We start from the raw sequence: 13,855 nt of genomic DNA, 5'->3' as shown, positions 1-13,855 counted from the left end.
GGTGATGATGGCAGCTTGATAAAAGTCAAACGTCATCATGAAGCCGACCCTGCACGAACGGTGGAAGCGCTGGCAACACGGACTGGTGCAGTCCCTGCTGCTGTATCACGGCCGCGAAGACCATGCGACCGTGCGCGTGCTGCTGCTCGCCTGCATCGGCACGGTGGGCATGCCGCTGTACTACGTGATCTGGCAGCACTTTTTCCCGCAGGAGTACGAATCGCTGTCGCTGCGCCTGCTCGGCATCCTGCTCTGCGCGCTGGGTCTGTTCGCGCGCCAGTTCAGCCGGCAGATGCTGAACCTGTACCTGCTGGTGGCGCTCGGCTACATCTTCCCGTTCTTCTTCACCTTCATGTTTTTGATGAACCACGCGTCCGGCGTGTGGGGCGAGTCGCTGCTGATCGGGCTGGTGGTGCTGTTCCACTTCGACACCGGCCTGGCGCTGCGCGCCTACGTGGCCGGCACCGCGCTGGCCTGCGTGGCGGCGTCGGCGCTGGGCGCGGGCGACATGCTGACCAGCCGGCAGGTGCTGCAACAGGTGCCGATCCACTGGTTTACCATCGCCGTGCTGTCGGTGGCCAAGATCAGCCGCCATGTGCTGGCGCAGGAAAAGCTGGCCGGCATGGGCGCCGGCCTGGCCACCGTGGCGCACGAGCTGCGCACGCCACTCACCAGCGTCGACGCCAACGTGCGCGGCCTGCTGCGCATGATGGCCGACGCCCAGGGCCACGCCCACAGCCCGGAAGACCGGCTGACCATCATCGACGCGCTGGCGCGCATCCAGTTCGAGGTGCGCCACATGAACCACATGATCGACCTGTTCCTGCTGAGCGCCACGGCGGTGCGGCAAAAGCTGCATCCGGTGGAGACGGTGTCGATGGAGACGGTGGTGGAGGCGGTGCTGCGGCGCTATCCCTTCTCCAGCACCAAGCAGCAGAAGATGGTCAAGCTGGAGGTGCGCCGCAACTTCCAGTTCGCCGGCCAGACCGAGCTGGCGGTGGTGGTGCTGCTCAACCTGCTGCGCAATGCGCTGCGCGCGGTGCAGCGCGCCGGCAAGGGGCGCGTGCGCATCATCATCGACGGCGCGCACCAGCCGCCGCGCCTGCTGTTCATCGACACCGGCTGCGGCATCCCGACACAGCAGATGCCGCTGATCTTCCGCCGTTTTTATTCGCACCCGCCGCACAACGGCGCCGGCATCGGGCTGGCGCTGTGCCAGGAAATCATGGAGGCCTGGGCGGCGAAAATCCGTTGCGTCTCGCGCGAGAGCGCCTACGCCGTGTTTGTCCTGGAGTTCCCCCAATCGCTAGCCATCGCGAGGTGAAACATGCATCTGCCCGTTTATGCCCATCCCACACTGACCATCCTGATCGACGACAGCGACTCGTTCCTGCGCAGCCTGTCGTTCCAGCTCGATCCCATGCTGGCCAACAAAACCTTCCACGACACCAGCGAAGCGCTGCAATGGCTGCGCGCCAGCGCGCCGGACAGCACGGTGCCGCTGCACGTCAACTTCGACATGCAGAACCTGCCGGCCGACCAGTGCAACGTGGCGCTGGACCTGGAGCGCATCTACCGCATCGCCGAACAGGGCGAGCGCTTTGCCGTGCCGTCGGTGCTGGTGGTGGATTATTCGATGCCGCAGATGAACGGGCTGGAATTCTGCGAGCAGGTGGCGCACCTGCCGTGCAAGAAGATTCTGTTCACCGGCGCGGCCGATGAAAAGGTCGCCGTCAGCGCCTTCAACCGCGGCCTGATCGACCGCTACATCAAGAAGAGCGACGACCACGCGCTGGACATCCTGGAAATGGAAATCGCCACGCTGCAGGAGAACTACTTCGACCACCGCTCCGACACGCTGCGCGAGATGGTGGCGCTGCACGATTACCGCTTCCTGACCGATCCGGCGTTCACGGAAGTGGTGCGGGAGCTGAAGCGCACGCTGGGCTTCGTCGAGCATTACATCTTCCCGAATCCGACCGGCATCCTGTTCCTCGACCAGCACGGCAAGGCGACGCTGATGATGGTGGAGACCGAGCAAGGCATGTACGCCCAGTACGAAGTGGCGCGCGACAGCGACGCTCCGCGCTCGCTGCTGCACGCGCTGCTGGAGCGGCGCGTGCTGACCTTCTTCAGCGATCCATTCGGCGACGGCATGTACACCAGCCGCATGAGCGAGAACTGGCACCGCTACAGCGCCGCGCCGCGCATCTGCCAGGGCAAGGAGAACTACTACTGGGCGCTGTTCGACCTGCCCGGCCATTACTTCGACCAGCGGCCCGTTACCTACGGGCAGTTCCTGCAGACGCTGCAGCCGCAAACCATCGCAGCTTAGGCTTCGCGCAGCGTTTGCAACGGCGGCTGGCGCAGCACGTTGCGCAGGCCCAGCCAGCCGCCGGCGATGGCGCACAGCGCGCCCGCCAACAGGCCGACCAGCCACACCACGGGACTGAAGCTCCACGCGAACTTGAACTGGTAAGTGGCCAGCGCCCAGCCCATGGTGGCCGCGCCGGTCGCCGCCAGCACGCCGGACAAGGCGCCCACCAGCGTGAACTCGATCATCTGCGCCTGCGACAGCTGCTTGCGGGTCGCACCCAGCGCGCGCAGCAGGCCCGCCTCGCGCGTGCGCTCGTCCTGGGAACCCATCAGCGCCGCATACAGCACCAGCACGCCGGACGCCAGCGTGAAGATGAACAGGAATTCGACGGCGGTCACCACCTGGTCCAGCACTGCCTGCACCTGGCGCAGGATGCCGCCGATGTCGACGATGGTCAGGTTGGGGAAATCACGCGTCAGCGCATTCATCACCGCGCCCTCGCCTTGCGGCAGGTGGAAGGCGGTGATCCAGCTTTGCGAGATCTCCGTCATCGCCGCCGGGTTGATGATGACGAAGAAGTTGACGCGCATCGAACCCCAATCCAGCTTGCGTAGGCTGGTGATGGTCACGTCCACCGGCGCGCCGGCGATGTCGAAGCGCAGCTTGTCGCCCAGCTTCCAGCGCAGCGTCTTGGCGATGCCCTCTTCCACCGAAGCTTCGGCCTGGCCTGGCTTGTCCTCGAACCATTTGCCGGCGCTGATCTTGTTCTCGGCCTGCATCTGGGCCATGGTGGACAGGTTGAATTCGCGGTCGGCCAGGCCTTTGGCGCGGTCTTCGGTGTAGGTCTCGGCGGTGACCGGCTTGCCGTTCACGGCGGTCAGGCGGCCGCGTATCATCGGATACTGCGGCGCGTAATTCACGCCGGCCGCCTGCAGGCGCCTGGCGATCTCCTGCTGCTGCTCCGGCTGGATGTTGATGATGAAGCGGTTCGGCGCGTCCGGCGGCGTGGCGTTGCGCCAGGCCGTCATCAGGTCGCCGCGCACCACGGTCAGCACCAGCAGCGCCATCATGCCCAGCGCCAGCGACACCACCTGCACGATGGTGGCGCCGGGACGGCGCTGCAGCGAGGTGACGGCGAAACGCCAGCTTTGATGATCGACCGCGCCGCGCAGCGAGCGCAGCGAACGCAATCCCAGCCAGGCGACCAGCGCGAACACCGCGAACGCACCGAGGAAGCCGAGCGCCGTGTACAGCGCCATGGCCGCATCGCCCGCCTGCCACAGCAGCAGCGCGACAAAGCCCAGCATGCCGAAGCCGTAAGTGGCCAATGCGCCGACTTGCGGCGCGTCCTGTTCGCGGCGGATCACGCGGTTGTGCGGCACTTTTCGCAGTTGCAGGATAGGCGGCAGCGCGAAGGCGGCCAGCAGCAGGATGCCGATCGCCATGCCTTGCAGCGCCGGGTAGATGGTCGGCGCCGGCAGTTCGGCCGACACCAGCGAGCCAAGCACCTCCAGCAGCACATAATGGCCGCCGAAACCGACCGCCACGCCCATGGCGCTGCCCAGCAGGCCGACCAGCAGGAATTCGATCAGGTACATCAGCGTGACCTGGTTCTGCGTCAGGCCCAGGCAGCGCAGCATGGCGCAGGCGTCGAGGTGGCGCTGCATGAAGCGGCGCGCCGCCATCGCCACGGCCACCGCCGCCAGCATCGCCGACAGCAGGCCGACCAGCGACAGGAAACGGTCCGCGCGTTCCAGCGTGGTTTGCATTTCAGGACGGCCGTTTTCCAGCGATTCGACGCGCACGCCCTTGATGTTGTTGGTCTTGATTTGTGCTTGCAGCCAGTCCTGGTAGGCCTTGGCGACGGCGGCGCCGTTGTTCAGCGTTGGCGGTGCGCCGATCAGCAGGCGGTAGTTGACGCGCGAGCCGGGCTGGATCAGGTTGGTCGCCTCCAGATCCTGCAAGGCGAACATCACGCGCGGCGCGAAGGCCAGGAAGTTGGCGCCGCGGTCCGGTTCGGCGGCGATCAACTGGGTAACGGTGAAGGTCTTGTCGCCCAGCTTGAGTTGCTGGCCGATGCTGGTTTTCAGGCTGCCCAGCAGGCCGGGTTCGATCCAGACGGTGCCGTGGGCCGGAACGGTCGTGGCGGCGGCGCCGATGCTTTGTTCGGCCTGGGCGGCGTCGGTGGTGATCTTGACTTTGCCGCGCAGGGGGTAGCCGGGGCCGACGGCTTTCAGGGCCGACAGCATGGAGGTGGAGTCGTCGCCCTCGCCGGCTTGCGCCATGCTGGGGAAGGTGACGGTATCGGTGACGGTCAGGCCGCGGGTGATGGCCTCCGCGCGCCATGCGGGGCGGACCGGGAGGTCGGCGCTGATGACGACGTCGGCGCCGAGCAGTTGGTGGGCGTCGCGGTCCAAGCCGCTGCGCAGGCGGTCGATGAAGAAACCGGTGGCGGATAAGGCCGCCACCGCGACGGTGAGTGCGATCAGCAGGAAGCGGAGCTGGCCGGCGCGCCAGTCGCGGGCGGTCATTTTCAGGGCAAGTTTAAGCATAATGATCTTGGGTTGGAAACCCGCACCCCAAAGGCGCAGATGGATACCGCTCTTCAACGCACGCGGAAACCGTTTAGCCCCGCACACCAGGGACAAGGGGTCTGACCCCGTACGGGGTCAGACCCCAGCCTCTGGGTTTTATTGCTCGGCGAAGAAAGCGTCGACTTCGTCCAGGAATTTTTGTTTCTGCTCTTTAGGCAGGAATGCCGCCGAGAAGCCATTACGCGCCAAGCGGTGCGCATGCGACAAGCCCAACGGCAAGGCCTCAAACGTCGCAATGAAATTATCGTTCATGTAGCCGCCAAAGTACGCCGGGTCATCCGAATTGACCGTCGCCACAATCCCCGCATCCAGCAACTCCAGAATATTGTGCTGCTCCATCTTGTCGAACACGCACAGCTTGATGTTGGACAGCGGGCACACCGTCAACGCCATCTGCTCTTTGGCCAGACGCTCAGTCAGCGCCTTGTCCTCCAGGCAGCGCACGCCATGATCGATACGCTCGACCTTCAGCGTATCCAGCGCGGTGTAGATGTACGCCGGCGGACCTTCCTCGCCCGCATGCGCCACCAGGTGCAGCCCCAGCTCCCGGCTACGCGCAAACACCCGCGCAAATTTCTCCGGCGGATTGCCCACCTCGGACGAATCCAGGCCCACGCCAATGAATTTATCGCGATACGGCAACGCTGCTTCCAGCGTGGCAATCGCATCCTCTTCCGACAGGTGGCGCAGGAAGCACAGTATCAGCGTGGCGCTGACCGGGCTGTCCTGGCAGGCGCGGTAGATGCCGTCGATCACCACCTTGATGTCGACGCCGCGCGCGGTATGCGTTTGCGGATCAAAAAATATTTCGGTGTGGCGCACATTGTCTTCTTCGGCACGCTTGAGATACGCCGCCGTCATGTCGTAGAAATCCTGTTCCTGCAACAGCACGCTGGCGCCAGCGTAGTAGATGTCGAGGAAGGATTGCAGATCGGTGAAGGCATACGCCGCGCGCAATTCTTCCACCGACGCATACGCCAGCTTGACGCCGTTGCGTTCGGCCAGCGCGAAGATCAGCTCCGGCTCCAGCGAGCCTTCGATGTGGATGTGCAGCTCCGCTTTCGGCATCTGCTGCAAAACGCGGCGCAATTGTTCGTTCAACATTTGATTTATTCCTGTTACCTGGTTGCTTGATCGGGTCATCTTATCGCATGCGGCCACACTACGTCAGCACATCTTTCAAAGGCGTGATACTGTGACGTTAAAGGACGAAAAAACACCATCAAAAGTGCGTGATTAATTCGATATTTCTTTTTTAAATCATGGCCTTACAAAAGGGTATTAACGATATTACGACATACCTTTTGACTTCCTGCACCAATAGCGCAATAATCAATTTCATAGACGTAAGAAGCATTACGACCAACACATAAAAGCCGCCATCCGGCCATAAAGCCAGCTCAAAGGCACGGGCAATCCGTGCCGCCAAAGGAAGCTGACCACAAGAAAAATAAGACTAAGGGGAATTATACAAATCAGGGCCAGGGCAGGCGAACTGCCGGTGACTCGTGACATGCAGGTTTTCATCATCAAAGGACATCCAAATGACCATTTTTGACAACTACGCCGCACGATACGAACGGACCAAAGAAGAAGAGATGTCCATGAAGGAATATCTCGAACTTTGCAAGAAAGACCGGCTTACCTACGCCAGCGCCGCCGAGCGCATGCTGGCCGCCATCGGCGAACCGACCCTGATCGACACCCGCAACGACACGCGGCTGTCGCGCATCTTCGGCAACAAGGTAATCAAGATCTATCCGGCTTTCCGCGAGTTCTACGGCACCGAGGAAGTGATCGAGCAAGTGGTGTCCTACTTCCGTCACGCCGCGCAGGGCCTGGAGGAACGCAAGCAGATCCTGTATCTGCTCGGTCCGGTGGGCGGCGGCAAATCGTCGATCGCCGAGAAGCTCAAGTCGCTGATGGAGCACGTGCCCTTCTACTGCCTGAAGGGTTCGCCGGTGAACGAGTCGCCGCTGGGCTTGTTCAACGAGGACGAGGACGGCGTCATCCTGGAAGAGGACTACGGCATTCCGCGCCGCTACCTGCGCAACATCCCGAGCCCATGGGCGGTCAAGCGCCTGCACGAGTTCAATGGCGACATCAACCAGTTCCGCGTGGTGCGCCGCTATCCTTCCGTGCTGAAGCAGGTCGCCATTTCCAAGACCGAGCCTGGCGACGAAAACAACCAGGACATTTCCTCGCTGGTCGGCAAGGTCGATATCCGCAAGCTGGAAGATTATTCGCAGGACGATCCGGACGCCTACAGCTACTCGGGCGGCCTGTGCCTGGCCAACCAGGGCCTGATGGAATTCGTCGAGATGTTCAAGGCGCCGATCAAGGTGCTGCATCCACTGCTGACCGCCACCCAGGAAGGCAACTACAAGGGTACGGAAGGCTTCGGCGCGATTCCGTTCGACGGCGTGATCCTGGCGCACTCGAATGAGTCCGAGTGGAAATCATTCAAGAACAACCGCAACAACGAGGCTTTCCTCGACAGGATCTACATCGTCAAAGTGCCGTACTGCCTGCGCGTGACAGACGAGATCAAGATCTACGACAAGCTGCTGGCCAATTCCTCGCTGGCGGCGGCGCCGTGCGCGCCGGGCACGCTGCGCATGATGTCGCAGTTCGCCATCCTGTCGCGGCTGAAGGATCCGGAAAACTCCAGCATCTTCAGCAAGATGCTGGTGTACGACGGCGAGAACCTGAAGGACACCGATCCCAAGGCCAAGTCGCTGCACGAGTACGTCGACTACGCCGGCGTGGACGAAGGCATGAACGGGCTGTCGACGCGCTTCGCGTTCAAGATCCTGTCCAAGGTGTTTAACTTCGACAATACCGAAGTGGCGGCCAACCCGGTGCACCTGCTGTACGTGCTGGAGCAGCAGGTCGAGCGCGAGCAATTCCCGCCGGAGCTGGAACAGAAGTACTTCTCGTACATCAAGGAGCACCTGGCGCAGCGCTACGTGGAATTCATCGGCAAGGAAATCCAGACCGCCTACCTGGAATCGTATTCCGAGTACGGCCAGAATATCTTCGACCGCTACGTGACCTTTGCCGACTTCTGGATCCAGGACCAGGAGTACCGCGATCCGGACACCGGCGAAAGCTTCGACCGCGAATCGCTGAACAACGAGCTGGAAAAAATCGAGAAGCCGGCCGGGATTTCGAATCCCAAGGATTTCCGCAACGAGATTGTCAACTTCGGACTGCGGGCGCGCGCTAATAATGGCGGGAAGAATCCGGCCTGGACCAGCTACGAAAAATTCCGCACCGTGATCGAGAAGAAGATGTTCTCGAATACGGAAGAACTGCTGCCGGTGATTTCGTTCAACGCCAAGGCCAGCGCGGAAGACGCCAACAAGCACGCCGACTTTGTCGCGCGCATGGTGGAAAAAGGCTACACGGCCAAGCAAGTGCGCTTGCTGTGCGAATGGTATCTGCGCGTGAGGAAGTCGTCCTAAGCAGTGCTTGCGCGCCACCTGTGCACGGGTGGCGCGGCGCCGACCAATAGCAGCAGGAGGCATCTTTTGACTTACCTCATCGACCGACGTTTACAGGGCAAGAACAAGTCCGCAGTCAACCGCGAGCGCTTCTTGCGGCGCTATAAATCGCAGATCAAGGACGCGGTGGGCCGCGCCATCAAGGGCCGTTCCATCACCGACGTTGAGAACGGCGAAAAAGTCTCCATCCCGGTCAAGGATGTGAGCGAGCCATCGTTCGGCCATGCCCACGGCGGCGTGTGGGAGGTGGTCAATCCCGGCAACCAGGAATACCAGAAAGGCGACCAGATCAACCGCCCCAAAGGCGGCGCCGGTTCCGGCCGCGGCAAGGCCGGCAACAGCGACCAGATGACCGAGGACGACTTCATCTTCGAGCTGTCGCGCGAAGAATTCATGAACTACTTCTTCGAAGACCTGGAACTGCCGCACATGGTCAAGACGCAGCTGACCGCCAGCACCGACTTCAAGAACCAGCGCGCCGGCTACAACATGTCCGGCACGCCGTCCAACATCCACGTGCTGCGCTCGCTGCGCGGCGCGCTGGGCCGGCGCATCGCGGTCGGTGGGCCGTCGCGCAAGCGCGTGGCCGAGGCCGAGCGCGAACTGGAAACGCTGCTGCTCGAAGGCGTGCCGCTGCAGGACCCGCGCGTGGTCGAGCTGAAGAAACTGATCCACCACCTGCACACGCGCATCCTGGCGATTCCCTACATCGATCCCTTCGACCTGCGCTACACCAACCGCGTCAAGGTGCCGAAGCCGATGACGCAGGCGGTGATGTTCTGCATCATGGACGTCTCCGGTTCGATGGACGAAACCCGCAAGGACACCGCCAAGCGCTTCTTCATCCTGCTGTATCTGTTCCTCAAGCGCGTGTACGACAAGATCGAGGTGGTGTTCATCCGCCACCACACGGCGGCGGCCGAAGTGGACGAGGAGGAATTCTTCCACTCGCGCGAATCGGGCGGCACGGTGGTGTCGTCGGCGCTGCACCTGCTCGACAAGGTCATCGACGAACGCTACGGCGCCGGCAGCTACAACGCCTACGTGGCCCAGGCCTCGGACGGCGACAACTGGGACAACGACTCGGTGCTGTGCCGCCAGCTGCTGGTCAACACCATCATGCCCAAGGTGCAGTACTACACCTATGTCGAGATCACCGACGGCCCGCCGCAAAACCTGTGGGAGCAGTATTCGCAGGTGCCGGATCACCATCCGCATTTCGCCATGCAGAAAATCGTCACGCCGGCCGACATCTATCCGGTGTTCCGTGAACTGTTCAAGAAGCAGCCAAAATGAACGACATGACCCCACCGAAGCCGAAGCACCCGAACGCCCTGCCGGAGCAATCCGAATGGACCTTCGAGCTGATCGAGCAGATTCACCAGGAAATCCGCCGCGTCGCCGAAAACTTCGGGCTGGATACCTACCCGAACCAGCTGGAGATCATCACCGCCGAGCAGATGATGGACGCCTACACCTCGGTCGGCATGCCGGTGTCGTACAACCACTGGTCGTTCGGCAAGCACTTCCTCAGCACCGAGAAAGGCTACAAGCGCGGACAGATGGGACTGGCCTACGAGATCGTCATCAACTCCAATCCCTGCATCGCCTACCTGATGGAGGAAAACAGCCTGACCATGCAGTCGCTGGTGATCGCGCACGCGGCCTACGGCCACAACTCCTTCTTCAAGGGCAACTACCTGTTCCGCACCTGGACCGACGCCGAGGCCATCGTCGACTACATGGTGTTCGCCAAGAACTACATCGCCGAGTGCGAGCAGCGCCACGGCATCGACGCGGTCGAGCTGCTGCTCGACTCCTGCCACGCGATCCAGAACTACGGCGTCGACCGCTACAAGCGGCCGGCCAAGCTGTCGCTGATGGAAGAGCGCGCGCGGCAGAAGGAGCGCGAGGCCTACGTGCAGTCGCAGATCAACGACCTGTGGCGCACGCTGCCGCGCCGCGAGGAGGAAGAGACCACCAAGGCGGTCAAGCGCTTCCCGCCCGAGCCGGAGGAAAACCTGCTGTACTTCATCGAGAAGTACGCGCCGCTGCTGGAGCCGTGGCAGCGCGAGATGGTGCGCATCGTGCGCAAGATTTCCCAGTACTTCTACCCGCAGCGCCAGACCCAGGTGATGAACGAAGGCTGGGCCACCTTCTGGCACTACACCATCCTCAACCAGTTGTACGACGAGGGCGTGATCGGCGACGGCTTCATGATGGAGTTCCTGAAGAGCCATACCAACGTGGTCTACCAGCCGCCCGTCAACAGCCAGTACTACAGCGGCATCAACCCGTACGCGCTGGGCTTCGCCATGATGACCGACATCCGCCGCATCTGCGAACACCCGACCGACGAGGACCGCGAATGGTTCCCCGACATCGCCGGCAGCGACTGGCGCAAGACGCTCGATTTCGCCATGCGCAACTTCAAGGACGAGAGCTTTATCGCCCAGTACCTGTCGCCCAAGCTGATCCGCGAGTTCCACTTCTTTGCCGTGCTGGACGACGACAACAACGAAAAGCTCAACGTCTCGGCCATCCACGACAACCTCGGCTACCGATACGTGCGCCAGCAACTGGCGGAACAATATAATCTTGGTAACCGTGAACCCAACATCCAGGTATGGTCGGTCAACACCCAGGACGACCGCGCGCTGACCTTGCGCCATACCCAGTTCCAGCGCCGTCCGCTGAACCAGCAGGCCGGCGAGGTGCTGAAGCATGTTGCACGCTTATGGGGCTTCGACGTCCACCTGGAAACAGTGGCGCCAAACGGCGAAGTCATCAGTACCCTGGAGGTCAAACGCGAGAAACGGGGGCGCGTTTTCTAGACCAACATATATATAGTGCTTTCGCGGAGGACGTGAGAAGTAGGCACGGCTTTTGCAAGAGACGATACCGGGGGCAGCGACGGCGCGCTGACCCCGGTTTTTTTTCGTGGATGCATGACGGGCTGCTGAAGTCAATATTTTTCTGCGGCTACTTGTATAGTAGTGCCCGCAAGAATTTCATGAAAGAAACATTTACGGCCAAATTATCAATTGTGTGTAGTAAAGCTACCTGCATAAAATTCCGTTTTTGGCCTTAAGGGAAAACTAAGTAACGTCGTGGTGCATCCCCGCCCAAAAATGCGACGCAGAGTCTTGCTCGTTGAGCCAGAACGGTGCAAAGGGAGCGCTACCACATAGGAAAACCCTATGAAATTTAACCGGTTTTAGGGATGAAAATTCTATGTAAAATCAAGAATTCGTATGTATAATTCGCCGACGTCCCGGATGCGGCTGTTGTTTTGTGTCGCCATTTTGGGGTTTAAGTAGCACCAAAGAGAGTTGGTATTGGAGAAAGCAGGCATGAATTTCACGCACAACGAGAAAAGCACCGGGAAGAACTTTACAGGCATTACGATTGTCGTTTTGTTGCACATCCTGGTCGCTTATGGGATCGTGACGGGCTTGGGAAAACGTCTGGTGGCCAAAATGGTCGCACCAGTGGAGACCAAGATCATTGAGGAGGTCAAACCTCCTCCACCGAAAGAACTCCCACCACCGCCACCTCCGCCAGAGATGAAGGCACCACCACCGCCATTCATCCCGCCAGTTGAGGTGAACGTGCAGCAGCCGCCACCGCCGAACAACACGATCGCTAACGCGACCAACGTGAAGCCGGCGACCACTGAGATCCAGAAAGCCCCGCCAGCTCCGCCGGCAGCGCCTCCGGGTCCAGCTAAAACCGGTGTGCGTACCGCAGCAGTGGTTGACTTCAGCACTTGCGCCAAGCCTGAATGGCCGAAGTCGTCGCTGCGTAATGAGGAAACCGGCACGGTGCAGCTGTCGTTCCTGATTGCAGCAGACGGTCGTGTGGCTGACTCGAAAGTTGTGAAGTCGAGCGGTTTCAGGGATCTGGACAAAGCCGCCGTCGCAGGTATCACCAAATGCCGTTTCAAACCGGCTACGGAAGACGGCGTACCGAAAGAAGGCTGGCAGCAGATGCAATACGTCTGGACGCTGGAGTAAAAACCGAGACAAGTCACCGTCTCACACGTAGTTTTCGTTGTCATTACGCCAGCGATCTGATTATTTTATCAATTTGGAGGAAGCATGTTTAAGAATACCCGTTTGTCCGCTGTACTGGCCGCTGTGCTGTTCTCGGTGACCGCAGCCACCGCCCTGGTTAGCTCGGCTCAAGAGCAAGCCTCGGCCGCCGCTTCGGCCCCAGCAGCAGATGCAGCAGCGCCGGCAGCAGCTCCAGCAGCGGATGCGGCAGCAGCACCAGCAGCAGAAGCGCCAGCAGCCAAAGGCGGTAAAGAAGAAGTGGAAAATCCATACGGCTTCGCTGCTGTGTGGGAAGCCGGCTTCGTGTCGCGCGGCACCCTGATCATTCTGTCGCTGATGTCGATGGGTTCGTGGTACATCATCATCACCAAACTGATCGACCAGACCAAGATCTTCAAACAGTCGAAAGAAACCTCGGCCAAGTTCTGGAAAGCTTCGTCGATCGCTGCTGGTTCGGCTTCGCTGACCGACGGTTCGCCATTCCGCTTCATCGCTGAAACCGGCACCAAGGCTACCCAGCACCACGACGGCGCCCTGCTGGAACAAATCGACCTGTCGACCTGGGTGACCATGTCGATCCAGCGCGCTGTGGACAAAGTCCAGTCGCGTCTGCAAGACGGCCTGTCGTTCCTGGCAACCGTGGGTTCGACCGCACCGTTCATCGGTCTGTTCGGTACCGTGTGGGGTATTTACAATGCACTGATCGCCATCGGCATGTCGGGTAACGCATCGATCGACAAAGTGGCAGGTCCAGTGGGTGAAGCGCTGATCATGACCGCCTTCGGTCTGTTCGTGGCAGTTCCAGCCGTTCTGGGTTACAACTGGCTGGTGCGTCGTAACAAGTCGGCAATGGAAGACGTGCGCGCCTTCTCGGCTGACGTTCACTCGGTGCTGATCTCGGGCGCAATGTCGACCGCTACCGGCTCCAAAAAAGTTGGGTAATTAACCATGTCCATGTCCGTAGGCTCCGATAGCGGAGACGAAGATCAAGTCATGTCAGAAATCAACACGACGCCCCTGGTGGACATCATGTTGGTGCTGCTGATTATCTTCCTGATCACGAGCCCGGTTGTTCTGAAGCTGATCAAGATCAAGCTGCCAGAGGAAACCAACCAGGTTATCCAGACCAAGCCGGAAGACGTCAACATCGTCGTTAGCAAAGATGGCGACATCTATTGGAACCAGCGCAAAATGCGCGACGCCAATGAGTTGTTCGACAATCTGAAGGTGGAAGCTGTGAAACTGCCTCAGCCGGAAGTTCATGTACGTGGCGACCAAGAAACCAAGTACGAAGCCATCGGCAAGGTTATTTTCACTACCCAGCGTGCTGGTATTCAGAAGGTCGGCTTCATCACCGAACCGCCTGATAAGGGTTAATACCCG

Annotated in this window: 10 protein-coding genes; 8 read left to right on the top strand and 2 right to left on the bottom strand. The window is 60.7% G+C overall.

Annotated elements, in window-relative coordinates; all coding sequences use genetic code 11:
* Positions 1-37 precede the first annotated feature (37 nt).
* A complete protein-coding gene (locus GJ698_RS04150; RefSeq protein WP_154356287.1) occupies positions 38-1,324 on the top strand; it encodes a sensor histidine kinase in 1,287 nt (428 codons plus the stop codon).
* Positions 1,325-1,327: 3 nt separating this feature from the next.
* Positions 1,328-2,335, top strand: coding sequence for a response regulator (locus tag GJ698_RS04145; protein ID WP_154356286.1), 1,008 nt, complete (start codon positions 1,328-1,330; stop codon positions 2,333-2,335).
* On the opposite strand, the gene GJ698_RS04140 is transcribed toward GJ698_RS04145, so the two are convergent.
* The gene (locus GJ698_RS04140; protein WP_154356285.1) at positions 2,332-4,869 is read right to left on the bottom strand and encodes an ABC transporter permease; all 2,538 of its coding nucleotides are present in this window, start codon (positions 4,867-4,869) and stop codon (positions 2,332-2,334) included. The two genes, GJ698_RS04145 and GJ698_RS04140, sit on opposite strands and share 4 nt — an antisense overlap.
* A 138-nt stretch (positions 4,870-5,007) precedes the next feature.
* Positions 5,008-6,015, bottom strand: coding sequence for an adenosine deaminase (locus GJ698_RS04135; protein ID WP_154356284.1), 1,008 nt, complete (start codon positions 6,013-6,015; stop codon positions 5,008-5,010).
* Positions 6,016-6,455: 440 nt separating this feature from the next.
* On the opposite strand from GJ698_RS04135, the gene GJ698_RS04130 reads away from it, so the two are divergent.
* The 6 genes from GJ698_RS04130 to GJ698_RS04105 all read left to right on the top strand — a co-directional run bounded on the left by GJ698_RS04130 (position 6,456) and on the right by GJ698_RS04105 (position 13,849).
* Positions 6,456-8,378 (top strand): PrkA family serine protein kinase, encoded by a 1,923-nt coding sequence (locus tag GJ698_RS04130; protein WP_154356283.1) that lies wholly within the window; start codon positions 6,456-6,458, stop codon positions 8,376-8,378.
* A 66-nt stretch (positions 8,379-8,444) separates the two neighbouring features.
* Positions 8,445-9,713: a YeaH/YhbH family protein gene (locus GJ698_RS04125; protein ID WP_154356282.1), complete on the top strand. Its 1,269-nt coding sequence runs from the start codon at positions 8,445-8,447 to the stop codon at positions 9,711-9,713.
* Complete coding sequence (locus tag GJ698_RS04120) at positions 9,710-11,251, top strand: SpoVR family protein (RefSeq protein WP_154356281.1); 1,542 nt, start codon at positions 9,710-9,712, stop codon at positions 11,249-11,251. Before GJ698_RS04125 ends, GJ698_RS04120 begins: the two co-directional genes overlap by 4 nt.
* A gap of 519 nt (positions 11,252-11,770) precedes the next feature.
* Positions 11,771-12,433: an energy transducer TonB gene (locus GJ698_RS04115; protein ID WP_154356280.1), complete on the top strand. Its 663-nt coding sequence runs from the start codon at positions 11,771-11,773 to the stop codon at positions 12,431-12,433.
* Positions 12,434-12,517: 84 nt separating this feature from the next.
* On the top strand, positions 12,518-13,414 hold the full coding sequence (locus tag GJ698_RS04110) for a MotA/TolQ/ExbB proton channel family protein (RefSeq protein WP_154356279.1): 897 nt from the start codon (positions 12,518-12,520) through the stop codon (positions 13,412-13,414).
* A 6-nt stretch (positions 13,415-13,420) separates the two neighbouring features.
* Entirely contained in the window at positions 13,421-13,849 is a 429-nt protein-coding gene (locus GJ698_RS04105; RefSeq protein WP_110844780.1) for an ExbD/TolR family protein, read from the top strand.
* The last annotated feature ends 6 nt before the right edge of the window (positions 13,850-13,855 follow it).

The organism is Duganella aquatilis, assembly GCF_009674565.1.
Taxonomy (GTDB): domain Bacteria; phylum Pseudomonadota; class Gammaproteobacteria; order Burkholderiales; family Burkholderiaceae_D; genus Rugamonas; species Rugamonas aquatilis.
The sequence above is the reverse complement of the archived record's forward strand: the minus strand, read 5'-3'. Positions and strand labels throughout refer to the sequence as shown.